General features: G+C 74.3%; 15 protein-coding genes. 5 read left to right on the top strand and 10 right to left on the bottom strand.

Annotation, left to right across the window (positions count from 1 at the left end; translation table 11 throughout):
• Window positions 1–62: 62 nt before the first annotated feature.
• The 3 genes from metX to FPV26_RS04385 are packed head-to-tail and all read left to right on the top strand — an operon-like array spanning window position 63 to window position 3,513.
• Window positions 63–1,133 carry a homoserine O-succinyltransferase MetX gene (metX, locus tag FPV26_RS04395; protein WP_147652507.1) on the top strand — a complete coding sequence of 357 codons (1,071 nt, stop codon included), beginning with the start codon at window positions 63–65 and terminating at the stop codon, window positions 1,131–1,133.
• Entirely contained in the window at window positions 1,130–2,338 is a 1,209-nt protein-coding gene (gene metB / locus FPV26_RS04390; RefSeq protein WP_147652506.1) for a cystathionine gamma-synthase, read from the top strand. The genes metX and metB overlap by 4 nt, the downstream gene beginning before the upstream one ends.
• On the top strand, window positions 2,335–3,513 hold the full coding sequence (locus tag FPV26_RS04385) for a homoserine dehydrogenase family protein (protein WP_147652505.1): 1,179 nt from the start codon (window positions 2,335–2,337) through the stop codon (window positions 3,511–3,513). The genes metB and FPV26_RS04385 overlap by 4 nt, the downstream gene beginning before the upstream one ends.
• Here FPV26_RS04385 and FPV26_RS04380 read toward each other — a convergent pair.
• The 3 genes from FPV26_RS04380 to FPV26_RS04370 all read right to left on the bottom strand — a co-directional run bounded on the left by FPV26_RS04380 (window position 3,471) and on the right by FPV26_RS04370 (window position 10,274).
• Window positions 3,471–5,696: a putative bifunctional diguanylate cyclase/phosphodiesterase gene (locus FPV26_RS04380; RefSeq protein ID WP_181952550.1), complete on the bottom strand. Its 2,226-nt coding sequence runs from the start codon at window positions 5,694–5,696 to the stop codon at window positions 3,471–3,473. The two genes, FPV26_RS04385 and FPV26_RS04380, sit on opposite strands and share 43 nt — an antisense overlap.
• Window positions 5,693–8,728 carry a diguanylate cyclase gene (locus tag FPV26_RS04375; protein ID WP_181952549.1) on the bottom strand — a complete coding sequence of 1,012 codons (3,036 nt, stop codon included), beginning with the start codon at window positions 8,726–8,728 and terminating at the stop codon, window positions 5,693–5,695. Before FPV26_RS04375 ends, FPV26_RS04380 begins: the two co-directional genes overlap by 4 nt.
• Before the next feature lie 163 nt (window positions 8,729–8,891).
• Window positions 8,892–10,274 (bottom strand): L-serine ammonia-lyase, encoded by a 1,383-nt coding sequence (locus FPV26_RS04370; RefSeq protein WP_147652502.1) that lies wholly within the window; start codon window positions 10,272–10,274, stop codon window positions 8,892–8,894.
• An 87-nt stretch (window positions 10,275–10,361) separates the two neighbouring features.
• On the opposite strand from FPV26_RS04370, the gene FPV26_RS04365 reads away from it, so the two are divergent.
• Entirely contained in the window at window positions 10,362–10,607 is a 246-nt protein-coding gene (locus FPV26_RS04365) for a glutaredoxin family protein (protein ID WP_147652501.1), read from the top strand.
• Here FPV26_RS04365 and FPV26_RS04360 read toward each other — a convergent pair.
• From FPV26_RS04360 to FPV26_RS04350, 3 genes are read right to left on the bottom strand one after another with little or no spacing between them, the layout of a single operon-like run.
• Window positions 10,604–11,212: a YceI family protein gene (locus tag FPV26_RS04360; protein ID WP_147652500.1), complete on the bottom strand. Its 609-nt coding sequence runs from the start codon at window positions 11,210–11,212 to the stop codon at window positions 10,604–10,606. The genes FPV26_RS04365 and FPV26_RS04360 overlap by 4 nt on opposite strands.
• Complete coding sequence (locus FPV26_RS04355) at window positions 11,202–11,795, bottom strand: cytochrome b (RefSeq protein WP_147652499.1); 594 nt, start codon at window positions 11,793–11,795, stop codon at window positions 11,202–11,204. The genes FPV26_RS04360 and FPV26_RS04355 overlap by 11 nt, the downstream gene beginning before the upstream one ends.
• A 10-nt stretch (window positions 11,796–11,805) precedes the next feature.
• A complete protein-coding gene (locus FPV26_RS04350) occupies window positions 11,806–12,474 on the bottom strand; it encodes a YceI family protein (RefSeq protein WP_147652498.1) in 669 nt (222 codons plus the stop codon).
• 156 nt (window positions 12,475–12,630) lie between these two features.
• On the opposite strand from FPV26_RS04350, the gene FPV26_RS04345 reads away from it, so the two are divergent.
• Window positions 12,631–16,158 carry a hybrid sensor histidine kinase/response regulator gene (locus FPV26_RS04345; RefSeq protein ID WP_147652497.1) on the top strand — a complete coding sequence of 1,176 codons (3,528 nt, stop codon included), beginning with the start codon at window positions 12,631–12,633 and terminating at the stop codon, window positions 16,156–16,158.
• A 17-nt stretch (window positions 16,159–16,175) separates the two neighbouring features.
• Here the strand turns inward: FPV26_RS04345 and hemE are convergent, their stop codons facing one another.
• The 4 genes from hemE to FPV26_RS04325 are packed head-to-tail and all read right to left on the bottom strand — an operon-like array spanning window position 16,176 to window position 19,221.
• The gene (hemE, locus tag FPV26_RS04340; RefSeq protein WP_147652496.1) at window positions 16,176–17,255 is read right to left on the bottom strand and encodes a uroporphyrinogen decarboxylase; all 1,080 of its coding nucleotides are present in this window, start codon (window positions 17,253–17,255) and stop codon (window positions 16,176–16,178) included.
• A 56-nt stretch (window positions 17,256–17,311) separates the two neighbouring features.
• Entirely contained in the window at window positions 17,312–17,566 is a 255-nt protein-coding gene (locus FPV26_RS04335; RefSeq protein WP_147652495.1) for a WGR domain-containing protein, read from the bottom strand.
• Between the two features lie 30 nt (window positions 17,567–17,596).
• Window positions 17,597–18,685 carry a 3-dehydroquinate synthase gene (gene aroB, locus FPV26_RS04330; RefSeq protein ID WP_147652494.1) on the bottom strand — a complete coding sequence of 363 codons (1,089 nt, stop codon included), beginning with the start codon at window positions 18,683–18,685 and terminating at the stop codon, window positions 17,597–17,599.
• Window positions 18,682–19,221, bottom strand: coding sequence for a shikimate kinase (locus FPV26_RS04325; protein WP_147652493.1), 540 nt, complete (start codon window positions 19,219–19,221; stop codon window positions 18,682–18,684). Before FPV26_RS04325 ends, aroB begins: the two co-directional genes overlap by 4 nt.
• Window positions 19,222–19,230: the final 9 nt, after the last annotated feature.

The following is a 19,230-nucleotide window of genomic DNA, read 5'->3' as shown; positions in this document are numbered from 1 at the left end:
GCTCCGCACCCGGGTGCGGCGTCCGCGGCTCGATGGCCCGTGTTCCCTTGCCGGAGACCGCCATGAGCCTCGTGCTTCCCCCGCGTGCCAGCCAGGACGATGCCGCCGCGCGCTGTCCTGCCTTCGATCCATCCCCTGATCCCGTTCCCGATGCTGCCGGTGCCGCGGCGGCGCACGCGTTCCGCGCCGAACGCGGCGAGGTCGCGTGCACGCTGACGCTGCGCCATGCCGGCACGCATGCCGTGCGCCTGCGCTGGGAAGCGCTCGGCGAGCCCGGGCTGCCGGTGGTGTTCGTGGCCGGCGGCATTTCCGCGCACCGACACCTGGCGGCGCACGCGCAGGACCTGCGGCCGGGGTGGTGGCAGGCGCAGGTCGGCGTGGATCGCGCGCTCGATCCGAGGGAATACCGCCTGCTCGCCTGCGACTGGCTCGGCGCCGACGGCGCGCCGGACGCGGTGATCGATCCGGCCGATCAGGCCGATGCGATCGCGGCGCTGCTCGATGCGCTCGGCATCGCCCGCCTGCACGCCTTCGTCGGCTGTTCCTACGGGGCGATGGTGGGGCTGCAGTTCGCGGCGCGGCATGGCGCGCGGCTGGCGCGGCTGGCGGCGATCGCCGGCAGCCATCGCGCCCATCCCTACGCCAGCGCGTGGCGCGCCCTGCAACGGCGCGCGCTCGCGCTCGGCGCGCTGCAGTGCGACGAACCGCAGGGGTTGGCGCTGGCGCGGCAGCTGGCGCTGCTCAGTTATCGCACGCCGGAGGAGTTCGCCGTGCGCTTCGGCCGGGCGCAGGTGGTGCAGGGGCGGGTGCGCGCCGACGCCGAGGGCTGGCTCGACCACTGCGCGGCGAAGTACGTGGCGGCCACGCCCGCGGCGGCGTTCCTGCGCCTGTCCGAATCCATAGACCTGCAGGACGTGCGTCCGGAGGACGTCGCCGTGCCGGCGACGCTGGTGGCCGTGGCGCAGGACCGGCTGGTGCCGGTGGAGGACATGTTCGAGCTGGCCGAGCGCCTGCGCGGGCCGGCCCGCCTGCAGGTGCTGCAGTCGCGCTACGGGCACGACGCCTTCCTCAAGGAGGAGGCCGCGATCGCCGCGGTGCTGCGGCAGGCGCTGGCGCAGGAGGTGGCGGCATGAGCGCGCGCCGTCCCGCGACCTGCGCGGTGCGCGCGGGCATTGACGGCGATACGGCCCACGGCGCGGTGACGCCGCCGATCGTGCTGTCGTCCAACTTCAGCTTCGCCGGCTTCGACGCCAAGCGCCGCTACGACTACACCCGCAGCGGCAACCCGACCCGCGACCTGCTGGCCGAGGCGCTGGCCGAACTCGAGGGCGGCGCCGGCGGCGTGGTCGCCGCCACCGGCATGGCGGCGATCGCGCTGGTGCTGCACGCGCTGCTGGCGCCGGGCGAGCGGATCGTGGTGCCGCACGACGGCTACGGCGGCAGCTGGCGGCTGTTCAACGCGCTGGCACGCAAGGGCCACTTCGAACTGGTCACCGCCGACCTGACCGATCCGCGCGCGCTTGCCGCGGCGCTGCGCGTGCCGCCGAAGCTGGTCTGGATCGAGACCCCCTCCAATCCGCTGCTGCGCATCACCGACCTGCGTTTCGCGGTCGAGGCCGCGCACGCCGCCGGCGCGCTGGCGGTGGTGGACAACACCTTCCTCTCGCCGGCGCTGCAGCAGCCGCTCGCCTTCGGCGCCGACCTGGTGGTGCATTCGACCACCAAGTACATCAACGGCCACAGCGACGTGGTCGGCGGCGCGGTGGTGGCGCGCGATCCGGCGCTGCACGAGACGCTGGTCTGGTGGGCCAACGCGCTCGGCGTGACCGGCGCGCCGTTCGACAGCTTCCTGACTCTGCGCGGATTGCGCACGCTGGAGGCGCGGCTGCGCGTGCACCAGGAGAACGCGCAGGCGCTGGCGCAGTGGCTGCAGGCGCAGCCGGCGGTGGCGCGGGTGCACTACCCCGGGTTGGCCTCGCATCAGCAGCACGCGCTGGCCGCGCGCCAGCAGCGCGGTTTCGGCGCGATGCTGGGCGTGGAGCTGCACGGCGGCGAGGCGGCGGTGCGCGCGTTCGTGGACGGCCTGGCCTGCTTCACCCTGGCCGAATCGCTGGGCGGGGTGGAGAGCCTGGTGGCGCATCCGGCGACGATGACCCACGCGGCGATGGCGCCGGAGGCGCGCGCCGCGGCCGGGATCGGCGACGGGCTGTTGCGGCTGTCGGTGGGGATCGAGGCGCTGGAGGACCTGCGCGAGGACCTCGCTGCCGCGCTGCGGCGCGCCGAGCGGGCCGTGCCGGCGGCGCACGGCGCGGACGGCAAACGGCGGGCCGAGGCATGAGCGCGCTTGCGGGCGAGGCGCTGGCCACCGCGCCGGCCGTGCGTGGACGCGCGGTGCCGGCGCGGGTGGCGCTGCTCGGCACCGGCACGGTCGGCCGCGCGGTGCTGCGGCGGCTGGCCGGGTGGCAGGGCACCGCGCTCGGCGCGCGCCTGTCGCTGGCGCTGGTGGCGAACACGCGCGAGGCATACGCGGCGGTCGCGGCGCGCGGCACGCCGCGGCCGGCGCGGGCGGGCGATGGCTGGCACGGCCTGCTGCCCCGCACCCTGGCGCCGCTCGCGGACGGCATCGCGCTCGACGCGGTGGCGGAGGTGCTGGGCCCGCACGGTCCGCGCATCGTGGTGGACGCCACCGCCAGCGACGCGGTCGCGGCGCGGCATGCGCAGTGGCTGGCGCAGGGCATCCACGTGGTCACCGCCAACAAGCTCGGCCAGGGCGCGGCGCTGGCGCGCTGGCGGGCGATCCGCGACGCGCGCGCGGCCAGCGGCGCGCAGTACGGCGACGGCGCCACCGTGGGCGCGGGCCTGCCGCTGCTGCGCACGATCCGCGCCCTGCGCGCCGGCGGCGACCGGATCCATGCGATCGAGGGCGTGCTCTCCGGCTCGCTGGCCTGGCTGTTCGACCGCTACGACGGGATGCGCCCGTTCTCCGGCTTCGTGCGCGAGGCGCGCGCGGCCGGCTACACCGAACCGGATCCGCGCGACGACCTCTCCGGCGAGGACGTGCGGCGCAAGCTGCTGATCCTGGCGCGCGCGGCCGGCCACGCGCTGGAGGCCGACGCGGTGGCGGTGGAGTCGCTGGTGCCGCCGCGACTCGCCGCGCTGCCGGCGGCGGAGGTGGACGCGGCCCTGCCGCTGCTCGATGCGCCGCTGCGCGAGCGCTATGCGGCGGCCTACCGCAACGGCGAGCGGCTGCGCTTCATCGCCCGCTTCGACGGCAGGTCCGCGCGCGTGGGCCTGTGCGCCCTGCCGCCGGAGCATCCGCTGTGCGCGGGCGGCGGCACCGACAACCGGGTGGCGATCGCCAGTTGCCGCTACGCCGCGCGGCCGCTGCTGATCCAGGGCCCCGGCGCGGGCGCGGAGGTGACCGCGGCGGCGTTGCTGGACGACGTGCTGGCGTGCGTGGACGGCCCCGCCTACGAGGTCGCCGGCTTCGGCGCCGGCAGCGCGGCGAGGTAGCTCTCCAGCGGCTGCGGGTGGTCTATGGCGAAGCCCTGGGCGTAGTCCACCCCCAGCGCGGTCAGCGCGGTGCGCACCGTGTCGCTCTCGGTGTGCTCGGCGATGGTGCGCTTGCGCAGCAGGTGGGCGATGCGGGTGATCGAGCGCACCACCTCGGCGGCCAGCGGCGAGCTCTGCATGTCGCGCACGAAGCTGCCGTCTATCTTGATGTAGTCCACGTCCAGCGCGCGCAGCTGGCTGAACGAGCAGAAGCCGGTGCCGAAGTCGTCCAGGGCGAAGCGGCAGCCGAGCCCGCGCAGGTCGTCGATCACCCGCTGCGCGCGCAGCGGGTCGCGCATCGCGCTGGTCTCGGTGATCTCGAAGCACAGCCGGCTGGCGGGGAAGGCGCTGCGGTGCAGGCGCTCGGCGACGAAGTCCACGAAGCCCTCGTCGAGCAGCGCCCCGGCCGAGAGGTTGAGCGAGCACAGCGTGATCGCGTCGAACAGATGCGCATGGGCGTCGAGCTGCGCCAGCGCCATGCGCACCACCTCGCGGTCGATGCGGATGCCGAGGCGGAAGCGCTCGGCGGCCGGGATGAACCGGTCCGGGGTGTGCAGGGCGTCGCTGCCGCGCTCGTGCATGCGCAGCAACAGCTCGAAGTGCGCGCCGCGCGGCAGGTCCGCGTGCAGCGGGACGATGGACTGCGCGTACAGGGAGAAATCGTGGTGCTGCAGCGCGTCGCGCAGGCGCACCGTCCAGCGCATGCCGGAGGCCGGGTCGGCGAGCGCACTGCCGGCGGCCATGCCGGCCACGACCACCCGGTCGCCGCCCTGTTCCTTGGCGCTGAAGCAGGCCGCGTCCGCCTGCGAGAGCACTTCGGCGTACAGTGCCTGTTCCGGCCGGAACGGCACCAGGCCGATGCTGGCGGTGGTGCCATGCTGTTCGTTGCCGAAGCGGCACTGGGTGTCCTCGACCGCGCGCAGCAGCACCTGCGCCCGTTCGCGCGCCGCGGCCGGGGTGCAGTTGCGCAGCAGCACCACGAATTCGTCGCCGCCGTAGTGGCCGAGCAGGTCGCCGGGCACGAGATGCTGCTGGAGCGAATGCGCCACCGCGCCGATCAGCGCGTCGCCGGCGCCATGGCTGGCGGTGTCGTTGACCAGCTTGAGGTTGTCCAGGTCGATGTAGGCCAGCGCCATCGGCGGATGCGCCGGATCCTGCAGCGCGGCGCGCGCCAGCGCCTCGAACGCGCCGCGGTTGGGCAGCGCGGTCAACGCGTCGGTGGTGGCGCGCCGCAGCAGCTCGCGGGCGGCGCTGCGGCGTTCGGCCACCGCCAGCGCGAGCACCATCGGCAGGATCGCGAACACGCACAGGTACAGCAGCAGGATCGCGGCGTCGAGGGTGGCCTCGGGCATGCGGAACCCGGCCAGGCCCAGCCCCGCCAGGCTGCCGATCAGCAGCACCGACAGCATCACCGCCACCGCGGTGCGCAGCGGCGAGAAGCGCAGCGCGCCCCACACCATCACCGACAGCGGCAGACCGGTCAGGCCGAGCGCATAAGTGCTGCCGGTGCTGGCACCCCAGGCCATCAGCAGGAAGCTCGCGGCCAGGGCCACGTTCCAGGCCTGCGCCTCCTGCGTGTCGGCGGATACCTCGCCTTCCTCGATGGCCGCGGCGCGGCCGTGGCGCAACCGGCGTTCCAGCAGCACCAGCGCCGGCCCCACCGCCACCACCCCGAGGAAGTTGCCGAGCGTCCAGCGCATCGCGGCATCGCCCAGCGCGGCGGCGGGCAGCATGCCCGACTGCCACATGCCGGTGACGCCGATCGCGGCGCTGACCACGCACATCAGCAGGCCCGCCACCATCAGGCGGATCCCGTAGGCGATCGGCCCCGGCGCGGGCGTGCGGCGGTGGATCCACGCCGCTGCGGCCAGCGCGCCGACCAGGTCGGCCATCGCCGACCAGGGCACGAACGCGACCGGCACCGGCGCGAAGGTGGCGTGCGCGATCAGCATGGCCAGCGGCACCACCACTGCCCAGCGCGGGCCGAAGCGCGCCACCGCGGCCAGCGCCACGCCCGCGGCCGGCCACAGCAGCGCCACGTCGTCCGGCGATTCGATGTACTGCGTGGCCAGCGCCACCGCCGCCAGGTACAGCCCGGTCAGGATCAGGGCAAGCACGAGGCGTTGCAGCGGCGTGTCGGTCACGGCGTCGCCTCCGTCGTCTCCGTCGCCTGCGGCGGCAGCACGTGCGGCGAGCCCACCAGCCGCACCCGCCCTTCGGCGAGCAGCTGCGCGGCGTTCTGGTGCAGTTCGCGCACCAGCCGCGCCACGTCGGCCTGCGGCGTGGGCCGGAACGCCGCCCAGCCGTTGCGGCCGTGCTGCTTGACCCAGTACAGCGCGGCGTCGGCCAGAGCCACCATCTGCTCCCAGCCCACGTGCTGGCCCGGGTCGCGGAACAGCGGGTATTCCGACAGCCCGACCGAACAGGTCAGCCACAGCGGCTGGTTGCCGCCGATGTCGAACGGATGCGCGGCGAAGGCGCTGCACAGGCGTTCGCCGAGGATCAGCGCGTGCCGGCTGGGCATGGGCCGGAACACCAGCAGGAATTCCTCTCCGCCCCAGCGCGCGATGTAGTCGCCGCCGCGCACCAGCGAGGAAAGCACCTGTCCGGCCTGCTGCAGCACGCGGTCGCCGGCGCCGTGGCCGTACATGTCGTTGACCGCCTTGAAGCGGTCGATGTCCACCAGTGCGAACACCATCACCTGCTCGTAGTTGCCGCTGCGACGCTGCTCGCGTTCGTAGTAGGCGAAGTCGGCCGGGATCTGGTTGGCGAGGTAGCGGCGGTTGCGCAGCCCGGTGAGCGGATCGGTCTGGCTGGCGTTCTCCAGCCGCTCGTTGGCGGCGTGCAGTTCCTGGGTGCGCGCGCGCACCTCCGCCTCCAGCAGGGCCGCCTGGCGCGCGTGCCGCAGCTGCTGACGACGCCAGGCGGCGTACAGCAGCGTGGCCGCCACGCCGGCGAGCAGGAGCCGGAACAGCGCGGTCTCGTGGAAGTACGGCTGGATCCGGAACGCGGCCTGGGCCGGCGCCGGGTTCCAGACGCCGGCGTTGTTGGCGCCGCGCACCTCGAACACGTAGTCGCCGGGCGGCAGGTTGGTGTAGTTGACGCTGCGCCGGCGCGCGTCGGGCAGCGGTTGCCAGTCGCGGTCGTAGCCGTCCAGTCGGTACTGCAGCTGCAGGCTGCGCGGATCCTGGAAGCTCAGCGCGGTGAACTCGAACGCCAGGTCGCGCGCGCCGGCGGGCAACTGCAGCGGCCGGCCGGCCGGGACGAGTCGCTCCCCGCCGGCGACGACGGCCTCGACGAGCAGCGGCGGCGGCAGCGGGTTCTTGCGGATCTCCATCGTGTCCATCGCCACCACGCCGTCGCGCGAGGGCAGCCACAGCACGCCCTCGCGCAGGAATCCCTTGGACATGCCGGCGCCGTTGCAGCAGTAGCCCTGCTGGCCGGCGTTGGGGTCGCCGCGTTCGTTGAGCAGCATCTCCCCGCGCACCCGCCGCACCGGCGCCGCGCTGCGCGGCAGGTCGGCCAGCGGCACCCGGGCGATGCCGCGGATGCCGGCCACCCACAGCCAGCCGTCGTGCTCGGCGATGAAGAACGGCGCGTTGCTTGGCATGCCCTGCGCCGGGCCCAGGGCGTGCCAGTGGCCGCCGGCCTCGACCCACAACTGTTCGTCGAGCGAACCGAGCACCAGGCGTCCATCGCGCAGCGGTTGCAGCGCGGAGATGTCCAGACCGGGCGGCAGGCCCTGCTCGCGGCCGACTTCGACGGCGTGGCCGTCGCGCAGTTCGAACAGGCCCGATTGCGTGCCCAGCAGCAGGCGCCCGCGGTGGAAGGCGATCACCCGCACGCGCGGGTCGGGCAGGCCCGCCTCCTGGGCGTAGCGTGTGAGCCGGCCGTCGCGGAGATGGAACAGGCCTTCGGTCGTCGGGAACCAGACGCTGCCATCCTGCACGGGCACGATGCCGTTGATCTGCGCCGCCGCCATCGGCCTGAGTTCCGGCGGCGTGCTCAGGCGTCCGTCGCGCCAGACCACCAGGCCGCGGCGGGTGCCGATCCAGAGCCGGTCGGACTCGGCCAGCAGGTTGTAGGCGTGCGGGTGCGGCAGCGCATCGCCCGGCACCTGCAGGGTGTAGCGGCCGTTCTCGAGCAGGCTCACGCCGCTGTTGGTGCCCACCCACAGCCGCCCGTCCGGGCCGCGCGAGAGCGACCACACCACCGCATCGTGCAGCCCCTCGCCGACGCTGTAGCGCCGGGTCCAGCCGCTCCACACGCGGGCCATGCCGTGGATCTGGCTGCCCAGCCACAGGCTGCCCTCGCGGTCCTCCATCAGCGCGATCACCTGGGGGAAGGCCCGGGGATGGCTGTCGGCGACGAACTCGACCTGCCGCCCGTCGCGCCAGCGGCCGAGCCCCGGATTGCTGCCGACCCAGAGGTTGTCGCCGCGGTCCAGGAACAGGGCCGTGATCGGCGTGCGGCCCAGCGGCAGCTCCGCCACCCGCTGCCAGCCGTCCTGACCCAGCCACATCAGCCCTTGCGAGGTCGCGGCCCACAAGCGTCCGTGCGCGCGCACCAGCCGGGTCACCGCCGCCGTCTCCGCCCCGGTGGGCAGCGGCAGGCGCATCTCGCCCCCGGCGCTGCGGCGGACCACTGCGCCGGTGGTGCCGATCCAGAGCGTGCCGTTTTCCGGCAGCAGGGCCAGCGCCGGATTCGGGCCGGACACCGCCACCAGGCGCTCCCGCACCACCGTGAACACCCCCTCGGAGGTGCCGGCGAGAATCCGCCCGTCCGCGGTTTCGGCAAGCGTGAAGATGTCGAGGGCGGGGTAGCGCGCAGCCGCCTGCGCCGGCACCGGGCGGAACTCCCCGTCCGCATGTACCGCCAGCCCCTTGTAGGTGCCGATCCACAACCGCCCGTCGCGACCGGCCAGCAGGGTGCGCACCCAGATCCCCGGCAGCGCCGGGGCTTCCTTCGGGGTGTAGGTAACGAACCGGACGCCGTCGAAGCGGGCCAGCCCGCTCTGCGTCCCGACCCAGACGTAGCCGGTGCGGTCCTGGGCCAGGGTATGGGCGCTGATCTGCGGCAGGCCGTCCTGGATCGACCAGCGGTCCACCACGGCATGGGTGAAGGCCTTGTCTGGGGGCAGGGCCAGCGCCGGCGCGCATGCCAGCAGCGCCAGCAAGGCAGCGGTGCGCCATCGCGATGGCCGCCAGCTCCGCATGCGGACTCCCCCGGGCCGGAGACCGATCATACGCCCGCGACCGATCACGGGAATGCGAAGCGCGTCCGGGGATCCTGCAACGGGAGCGGGGGAGCCGCCACCGGCCGGGCCGGCCGGCGCCGGCTCAGCACTCGATCACGTTGACCGCCAGCCCGCCGCGCGAGGTTTCCTTGTACTTGTCCTGCATGTCGCGGCCGGTCTCGCGCATGGTCTTGATGACCTTGTCGAGCGAGACCTTGTGCTTGCCGTCGCCGCGCAGGGCCATGCGGCTGGCGTTGATCGCCTTGACCGCGCCCATCGCGTTGCGCTCGATGCAGGGGATCTGCACCAGGCCGCCGATCGGGTCGCAGGTCAGGCCGAGGTTGTGCTCCATGCCGATCTCGGCCGCGTTCTCGATCTGCCCGGAGGTGCCGCCGAGCGCGGCGGTCAGGCCGGCGGCGGCCATCGAGCAGGCCACGCCGACCTCGCCCTGGCAGCCGACCTCGGCGCCGGAGATCGAGGCGTTCTCCTTGTAGAGGATGCCGATCGCGGCGGCGGTGAGCAGGAAGTCGAACACGCCCTGCTCGTTGCTGCCTGGGCAGAAGCGGTCGTAGTAGTGCAGCACCGCCGGGATGATGCCGGCCGCGCCGTTGGTGGGCGCGGTCACCACGCGCCCGCCGGCGGCGTTCTCCTCGTTCACCGCCAGCGCGTACAGGTTGACCCAGTCGAGCACGGTGAGCGGGTCGCGCATCGCCGCCTCGGGCTTGGCCGACAGCTCGGCGTACAGCGCCGGCGCGCGGCGCGGCACGTGCAGGCCGCCGGGCAGGGTGCCGGAGGCGCGGATGCCGCGCTGCACGCAGGCCTGCATCGCGGCCCAGATCTCGCGCAGGCCGTCGCGGATCTGCTCCGGCGGGCGCCAGGCCTGTTCGTTGGCGAACATCACCTGGGCGATGGTCAGCCCGTGCGTCTCGCACTGCTCGAGCAGCTCGGCGCCGCTGTGGAACGGGTACGGCAGCTCGGTGGTGTCGGCGACGATGCGGTCCTCGGCCGCCTCGTCCTGATTGACCACGAAGCCGCCGCCGACCGAGTAGTAGTCGCGCGTGGCGATCACCCCGCCGTCCGCGTCGTAGGCGGTGAAGCGCATGCCGTTGGTGTGGAACGGCAGCTTCTGGCGCTTGTTCATGATGAGGTCGTGCTTCTCGTCGAAGCCGATCTCGTGCCGGCCGAGCAGGCGGATGCGCTTGCCGGTGCGGATGCGTTCGAGCGCGGGCGGGATGATGTCGGGGTCTATCTCGTTCGGCCAGTGGCCTTCCAGGCCCATCATCACCGCCTTGTCGGTGCCGTGGCCGCGGCCGGTGAGGGCGAGCGAGCCGAACACCTCGGCGCGCACCCGCGCGGTGCGCTCCAGGTCGCCGTTCTCCTCCAGCCAGCGGATGACGAAGCGGCACGCGGCGCGCATCGGCCCCACGGTGTGCGAGGAACTCGGCCCGATGCCGATCTTGAACAGGTCGAAGGTGCTGACGGCCACGCGTGGAGCCCTCGGAATGCTGCGGTGCCGCCACGGAGCGGGGCGGGCAGGGCTATTCTACGCACCGCTCCGCAACGGCACCGTACCGTGACGCACGTTCCCGCGCCCTCGCTGCTGTTGTACCAGCGCGACGACTGCCACCTCTGCGACCTGGCGCTGGAGGTGCTGGCCGCGGCCCGGGTGCCGGAGTTCGACAGCGTGTTCATCGACGGTGACGACACGCTCGAGGCCCGCTACGGCACGCGCGTTCCGGTGCTGCGCGACGCGGTGCGCGGCGAGGAGCTGGACTGGCCGTTCGACGCCGCGGCGGTGGCGCGCTGGCTGCAGCGCTAGCGCGAGCCGGCGGGCGCCGGCCTGGCGCCGGATGCCGGCGCGGCCTGCGTCTTCGCCGGCGCGAACACCACCTTGGCGCTGACCGCGATCGCATCCGGCAGCAGCTCGGTGTCGGCCCACTCACCACCGCCGACGCCGAACTCCAGGCGCTTGACCGTGGCCTTGCCGGCCAGCACCGGCTTGGCCCCCGGGGTCCAGGTGAAGGTGAGCGTGACCGGCTTGCTCACCCCGCGCAGGGTGAGCACGCCGTCGGCGGCGTAGCGGTTGCCGCCGAGGGCGCGGAACCGGGTCGCGGTGTAGCGCGCCTGCGGGAAGCGCGAGACGTCGAAGAACGCGCCGCCGTGCAACTCGGCATCGAAGTCGGCCACGCCGGTGGTGGCGGAGGCGAGCGGGATGGCGACGTCCAGGCGCGCCTGCCCGAGCTGCTTCGGATCGAAGCGCAGGCGGGTGCTGAAGTCGGGGAAGCGCCCGGTGAAGGTCTCGCCCTGATAGCTGCCGGCGAAGGTCAGGGTCGAGCCGGGCGCCTGCACGTAATCGGCGGCGCGTGCCGGCAGGGACAGTGCGGACAGCAGCAGGACGGCGAGCGGCAGAAGGTTACGCGGCATCACGGGGCTCCGGGGCGGGGGATGGCTCGGCGCGCAGCCAGCCGCGCGGCAGCATGCGCGCGAGCGTGGCGTCGCGCTGGACCAGGTGGTGGTACACGGCGGCGGCCGCATGCAGCAGGGCGAGCGCGACCAGCAGCCAGAACAGCCACTCGTGCACGTCCTCGGCCAGCTCATGCAGGGCGTGGTCCTTGCCCGCGATCGCCGGCAGGTTGAACAGGCCGAACCACTGCAGCGGGAACCCGGCGGCGGAGTTGAGCACCCAGCCGCTGAGCGGGACCGCAAACAGCAGCGCGTACAGCGCCCCGTGCATCAGCGCGGCGATGCGCTCCTGCCAGGGCGGCGTGCCGGGCACGGGCCGCGGCGTGCCCGCGTACAGACGCCACAGCAAGCGCAGCAACGCCAGCGCCAGCACGGTCAGGCCGAACGACTTGTGCAGCGCGTACACCTGGATCTTGTCGGGGCTGTTGCGCATCTCGACCATCAGCAGGCCGACGATGCCCTGGCCCAGGATCAGCAGCACGATCAGCCAGTGCAGCAACTGGCTGACCGGGCCCCAGCGTTCGGGTGTGTTCTTCAGGTTCATGGCGGGGGAGCTACGCGGCGGGAGGAGCTCCGGATGCAGGCGGCCCGGCGTCCGGCGGTTCGGCCGTGCCGGCATCGGGTGCGGGATCCGACGGCGCGCCGCCCTGGCGCACGGCCTCGGCCTCGATCCGCAGCTCGACGGTGTCGCCGATCACCGATTCCCATGCGGTGATGCCGAACTCGGCGCGGCTGAGCGTGGCGGTGGCGGAGAAGCCGGCGGTGCGCCGGAACGGCGGCAGCGGATGGCGCTTGAGTGCGTTGAGGGTGACGTCCAGGCACAGCGGGCGGGTCACCCCGCGCAGGGTCAGCTCGCCGCACACGCAGGCGCGGTTCTCCGCCTGCGGCTGCACCGAGGTGGAGACGAAGCGCGCTTCCGGGTGCCGCTGCGCGTCGAGCAGGGTGCCGGCCAGCGCGGCCGCGTTCCATTTCGCGTCGCCCAGATCCAGGCGCGCGAGCGGCACGCGCACCTCGAGCCGGGCCGTGGTCCAGTCCTCGGGATCGAACTCGAGCGTGCCGGTGCTGCCGGAGATCGTGCCCAGCGCGTCCGAGAAGCCGGCATGGCTGACCGCGAACACGATCCGGGTGTGCACCGGATCGAGCACGTAGCGCGCGGGCGCGGCGGCGGCCGCGGCGGACAGCAGCGCCAGCGGCAGGCAGAGCAGCGGGATGCGGGCGGCCATGGCCGGATGATAGGCCCTGCTCCGGCAACGCGGATGCAACGCTGCGGTGCGCCCGCGGCTTGCGGCGCGGGCCGGGGCTTGCCAGCATGCGCGCGGGGAGCGCCAGGGGCGTGGCCACGCGGCCTTCGCCCTGCGCACGGCGCCAGGGGATGGACGATGCCGCGGACAGGGACGGTTCTGCTGTGGGGCTGGCTGTGGCTGTGCAGCGTGCACGCGGCACGGGCCGCGCTGCCGGAGACGCCGCGCTTCACCCGCTTCGATGTGCGTGCCGGCGCGCCGGCGCAGGTCGGCGAGCTGGCGCTGGACCGGCAGGGCTATCTGTGGATGGCCACCGCCGACGGCCTGGCGCGCTTCGATGGCGTGCGCTTCCGCTACTGGCGCAAGCAGGTCGGGCTCGACAGCGCGTTGCCCGACAACGAGGTCGTGACCCTGCACGTGGATGTCCACGACCGGGTGTGGGCCGCCACGCCCGCGGGCCTGAGCGTGCTCGGGCAGGACCGGCGCGGTTTCCGCCACATCCGTTTCGACGGCGCGGGCGCGGCCTGCCGGCGCGGCGTGCTGGCGCTGGCCGACGCGCCCGGCGGCGGGGTCTGGGCCGGCACCGACACCGGGCACCTCTGCCACAGCCACGACGGCCGGCGCTTCCGTCATCTCGCCACGCTGCCGCTGGCGCCCGACGGCGTGGAGCGCGCGATCTGGACCCTGCACGCCGCGCGCGACGGCGCGCTGTGGCTCGGCACCTCGGCCGGCCTGTTCCGCTACGCGCATGGACGCCTGCGCGCGATCGCGCCGGCGCGGCTCGGGCGCGCCAACGTGACCCACGTGCGCGCGGAGGCGGACGGTTCGTACTGGATCGGCAGCGATCTCGGCCTGCACCGGCTGCTGCGCGACGGCCGCATCGCCGGGGCGCCGTGGCACCTGCCGCCCGACGCGACCCACCCGGTGGTGCTGCGCGATCGCGATAGCCACTGGATCGGCACCATGGCCGGCCTGTTCCGCGCCGCGCGCGGCCGGCTGTGGCCGGTGGAATACGACCCCGCGACCGGCATCGGCGGTCCCGGCACCGGCATCCATGCGCTGCAGACCGACCACGAAGGCGGGCTGTGGGCGGTCACGCACGCGCAGGGGCTCGTGTACCTGCCTGCCGGCTGGCACCGTTTCACCACCATCACCACCGCCGGCGGCGTGCGCCTGGAAACGCTCGACCTGCGCGATGCCGCCGGCGACCGCGACGGCGGCTGGTGGGTCGCGACCGCCACCGACCTCTACCGGCTCGAACGCGGCCGCACTGCGTTGCGCCACGTCGCCGGCCGCGACGCGCTCGGCACCGGCTGGATCCGCGCCCTGCGGGTGCGCGGCGACGGCCGGGTGTGGCTCGCGCATTCGCGCGGATTGAGCCTGTTCGATCCGCGTTCGGGCCGCGCCGCGCCCTGGCCGGACCGCGCGCGTGCGCAGGACTTCGGCAGCGTGATGCGCGTGTTGCCGCTGACCGACGGCACGCTGTGGCTGGCGCAGGAAGGCGGACGCCTGCGCCATTACGCCGCCGACGGCACGATCCTGCACGAGCTGATGCTGCCGGGGCCGACCACCATGACCTGGCACGGCGCCGCCGAGCCGGTCGCCGATCGCGCAGGCACGCTGTGGCTGGCCGACCCGCAGGCACTGCATCGGTGGGATGGCACCGGCTTCCGCCGCGTGCCGCTGCCGCCGGGCGAACCGGCGACGGCGATGACCGTGGATCCGGCCGGCCGGATCTGGGTGGCCCGGCTCGGCGCATTGGAGGCCTACGCGTGGGACGGCCTGCGCCTGCGCCTGTGCGACCGAATCGGCGCCGCGGACGGGCTGCCGGTGGTCAAGGCCGCGCACCTGTTCGCCGCCGGCGGGCGGATCTGGCTGGCGACGGTGCGCGGCCTGTTCGCCTACGCGCCGCACGAACGGCGGCTGCGTGCGTTCGGCGCGCGCGACGGCCTGCCGGCATTGGATCTCTCGCGCGGCGTGCCGAAGATCGGACAGGACGGCACCGCCGCGACAATCTCGAGCGGCGCGCTGGTGCTGTTCGACCCGGCCCTGCCCTGGGCCGCATCGCCGCCGCCGCGGCTCGCACTCGACACGCTCGCCGTGCGCCGCGACGAGGACGAACGCCTGCTCGCGCCGGGCGATCGGCTCGTCCTCCAGCCGCAGGACCGCGAGTTGCACGTGGTCGCGCGGCTGCTGTCGTTCGCCGACCCGCAGGCGCACCGCTACCGCTTCCGCCTGGAGGGCTACGACCCGGACTGGGTGGAAGCCTCGGCCGACGGCGAGCGCACGTTCTCCGCGCTGCCGCCGGGCCGGCATCGCCTGAGCGTGATCGGCGCCGGCTTCGACGGGCGCTGGTCGGCGCCGCGCCGGATCGAGTTCACCGTGCTGCCGCCGTGGTGGCGCACCGGCTGGGCGCGGGCGCTGTTCGCCGCCGGCGCGCTGTTCCTGCTCGCGGCCCTGGCCGCGGCCTACCGCGCGCGCCTGCGGCGGCGCCATGCGCTGCAACTGATCGAGCACGAACGGCGCCTGGCCGAGCAGGCCTCCGAGGCCAAGAGCCGTTTCCTCGCCACCCTTGGCCACGAAGTGCGCACGCCGATGACCGGCGTGCTCGGCATGAGCGAGCTGCTGCTCGGCACCCCGTTGACCCCGCCGCAGCGCGCGCAGGCCGAGGCGATCCGGCGCGCCGGCGAACATCTGCTGCGGCTGGTGGACGATGCGCTCGACCTGGCGCGGATCGAGGCCGGCCGGCTCGAACTGCGCGACACCCCCTTCGACCTCGCCGCGCTGGTGGCGGAAGTGGTGGCGCTGAAGGCGCCGCTCGCGCAGGCGCGCGGATTGCGCTTCGAGCACGCACTCGCCGCCGACGTGCCGTGCTGGCTGCGCGGCGACGCGGTGCGCGTGCGCCAGATCCTGCTCAACCTGCTCGGCAACGCGGTCAAGTTCACCGAGCGCGGCCACGTGCGCCTGGCGGTCGGGCGCGCGCTGCAGGGCGTGCGCTTCGAAGTCGCCGACACCGGCCCCGGCCTCGACGAGGCGCAACGCGCGCGCCTGTTCCGCCGCTTCGCGCAGGCCGACGGCGCACACACCCACGCCCGCTACGGCGGCAGCGGGCTGGGCCTTGCGATCTGCCAGGAACTGGCCGGCGCGATGGGCGGCTGCATCGCGGTGGACAGCGCTCCGGGGCAGGGCACGCGCTTCACGGTCGAACTGCCGCTGGCGGAGGCGGCGCCCGTCGCGGCGTCACCGGCGCAGGCCCCGCGCGTTGCGGTCGCGCCTGGTGTCACGCTGCTGCTGGTCGAGGACGATCCGATCGTCGCTGACACCCTGGCCGGCCTGCTGCGTGCGCAGGGCCACACCGTTGCCCACGCCCCGCACGCGCTGGCCGCGCTCGCCGCCGTCGCCACGCAGCGCTTCGACCTGGTCCTGCTCGACCTCGACCTGCCCGGCATGGACGGCCTGGCCCTCGCCCGCGAACTGCGCGCGCAGGGCTGCACCGCGCCGCTGCTGGCCATCACCGCCCGTGCCGATCCCGACGCCGAGCCGCAGGCGCGCGCCGCCGGCTGCGCCGGCTTCCTGCGCAAGCCGATGACCAACGCGATACTGGCGCAGGCGGTCGAAGCGTGCAAAAGGGGTCAGAGTGCTTTTTCCACGGAAAAAGCACTCTGACCCCTTTCATGACCCTTTCACGACGTGCGCGCGCTCCAGGCGTGCACTTCCTCCACCAGCACCGCCACGTGGCCCGGCGACATGTCCGGCGCCAGGCCGTGGCCGAGGTTGAACACGTGGCCTTCGCGCGAGCCGCCGTTGCCGGCGGCGTAGGCGTCGAGGGTGGCGCGCACGCTGGCGCGGATCGCCTCCGGCGAGCCGTACAGCACCGCCGGATCCAGGTTGCCCTGCAGCGCCACCCGGCCCTGCGCGCGGCGCGCGGCCTCGTCCAGGCCGACCAGCCAGTCCACGCCCACGCCTTCGGCGCCGCTCGCGGCCAGTTCCTCCAGGTAGGGCGCGTTGCCGCGGCCGAACAGGATCAGCGGCGTGCGCGCCGCGCCCTCGCCGCGTTCCAGCTCGCGCGCGATGCGGGCGAGGTAGGGCAGGGAGAATTCGCGGTACATCGCCGGCGAGAGCACGCCGCCCCAGGTGTCGAACACCTGCAGCACCTGCGCGCCGGCCGCGCGCTGCGCGGCGAGGTAGGCGATCACCGCGTCGGTGTTCACCGCCAGCAGCCGGTGCAGCGCAACCGGGTCGTTGAGCGCCAGCGCCTTGATCTTCGCGAAGTTCTCGCTGCCGCCGCCCTCGACCATGTAGCAGGCCAGGGTCCACGGGCTGCCGGAGAAGCCGATCAGCGGCACCCGACCATGCAGTTCGCGCCGGATCAGGCGCACCGCGTCCATCACGTAGCGCAGCTCGGTCTCCATGTCGGGCACGCCGAGCCGGGCGATGTCGGCGGCGCTGCGCACCGGGCGTTCGAACTTGGGCCCCTCGCCCTCGGCGAAGTACAGGCCCAGGCCCATCGCGTCGGGGATGGTGAGGATGTCGGAGAACAGGATCGCCGCATCCAGCGGGAAGCGCGCCAGCGGCTGCAGGGTGACCTCGCAGGCGAGCTCGGGGGTCTTGGCCATCGCCAGGAAGCTGCCGGCGCGGGCGCGGGTGGCGCGGTACTCGGGCAGGTAGCGGCCGGCCTGGCGCATCAGCCACACCGGCGTGCAGTCCACGGGTTCGCGGCGCAGGGCGCGCAGCAGGCGGTCGTTCTGGAGGGTGGGGGACAAGGGAGCCTCGCGGTGGAATGGACGTGCCCTCCCGCGCGGGAAGGGGCGGGGTCGGGCTATTTCGGCGCTTCCGCGCCCTGCGCGAACACCAGTTGGAAGCCCTTCTTCAGCTGCACGTCGCGGGCGTGCTCGAACGCGGCCAGGGCGCTGGCCTGGTCGAGGAACTGCTCGCGGCGCAGGGTGCTGCGGCCGCCGATCTGCCCGGTCTCGCGCACCAGCGTCCAGCCGCCGAGCAGGTCGCGCTCGAGCATGAGCTGGACGAAGCGCGGGGCTTCGCGGCCGGTCGGACGTTCCTGGAGCAGCAGGCGCATGCGCGTATTGTAGGCCGCCGCCGGCCCCGGCTATGGCCGCAGCACCGCCCGCACCGCGTCCTCGTCCACCCCGGCCACCACCCGCGCCGCGCCGGCGCGGTCCCACAGCACGAAGCGCAGCCCGCCGGCCTGGGCCTTCTTGTCCAGCCGCATCCGCGCGAGCAGCGCCTCGGCATCCAGCGCCGGCGGCAGCGCGACGGGCAGGCCGAAGCGCGCCAGCAGCGCGGCCAGGCGCTCGGCGTCGGCCGGCGCGGCCAGCCCCAGCCGCGCCGACAGCCGCGCCGCCAGCACCATGCCCACCGCCACCGCCTCGCCGTGGTTGAGCCCGCCGTACCCCTGCTCGGCCTCGATCGCGTGGGCGAAGGTGTGGCCGAAGTTGAGCAGCGCGCGCTCGCCGTGTTCGCGCGGATCGCGTTCGACGATCGCGGCCTTGTGCGCGCAGCTGCGCGCGATCGCCTCGGCCAGTGCGGCGTCGTCGCGCGCGAGCAGGGCCTGGGCGTTGCGCTCCAGCCAGTCCAGGAACGGCGCGTCCGCGATCGCGCCGTACTTCACCACCTCGGCCAGCCCGGCGCGCAGCTCGCGCTCGGGCAGGGTGCGCAGGGTCGCGGTGTCGGCGAGCACCGCGCGCGGCGGATGGAACGCGCCGACCAGGTTCTTGCCCTGCGGCAGGTCCACCGCGGTCTTGCCGCCGACCGAGGAGTCCACCATCGCCAGCAGCGTGGTCGGCAGTTGCACCACATCGATGCCGCGCATCCAGCACGCGGCGGCGAACCCGGCCAGGTCGCCGACCACGCCGCCGCCGAGCGCGTACACGCAGGCGTCGCGGGTGGCGCCGAAGTCGGCCAGCTCGCGCACCAGTTCGGCGAAGTGGTCCAGGGTCTTGGCCGCCTCGCCGGCCGGCACGCAGCTCACCAGCACCTGTGCCTGCGGCCGCTGCGCCTGCAGCGCCGCGGCCACGCCCGGCGCGTACAGCGGCGCGACGTGGGTGTCGCTGACCACCAGCGCGTGCCGGCCGCGCCAGGGGCGCGCCAGCAACGCGCCGTCGCCGAGCAGGCCGGGGCCGATGTGGATGGGGTAGGGCGCATCGCCGCCGACCTCGACCGTGCGCACCGCGTTCATGCCGCTTCCCCCCGCTGCCAGTGGCGGTCGAGCAGCGCGGCCAGCGCCTCGGCGGCGTCCGCCGGGGGCAGCGCGTCGGTGGCCAGGCACAGGTCGGCGACCTCGGCGTACAGCGGCGCGCGCTCGCGCGCGAGCCGGGCCAGCACTTCGGCGCGGTCGCCTTGCTGCAGCAGCGGGCGGGCGGTGTCCTCGGCCAACCGTTGCAGCTGGGTCTCCACCGTCGCCTGCAGCCAGACCACGAAGCCGCGCGTGCGCAGCAGGCGGCGGTTGTCCGGATCGAGCACCGCACCGCCGCCGGTGGCCACGATCCGTCCGCTGCCGGCGAGCAGCTCGGCCAGCAGCGCGCGCTCGCGGCGGCGGAACCCGGCCTCGCCCTCGCGCGCGAACAGCTCGCGCACGCTCGTGCCGGCGCGGCGTTCGAGCTCGTGGTCGGCATCGCAGAAGGCCAGCCCGAGCCGTTCGGCCAGGTGCGTGCCGACCAGGGTCTTGCCGGCGCCCATCGGGCCGACCAGGACGAGGTTGGGGGCGGGATTCATCGCCGCGAT

The organism is Vulcaniibacterium gelatinicum, assembly GCF_008033445.1.
Classification (GTDB): Bacteria; Pseudomonadota; Gammaproteobacteria; order Xanthomonadales; family Xanthomonadaceae; genus Vulcaniibacterium_B; species Vulcaniibacterium_B gelatinicum.
The sequence above is the reverse complement of the archived record's forward strand: the minus strand, read 5'-3'. Positions and strand labels throughout refer to the sequence as shown.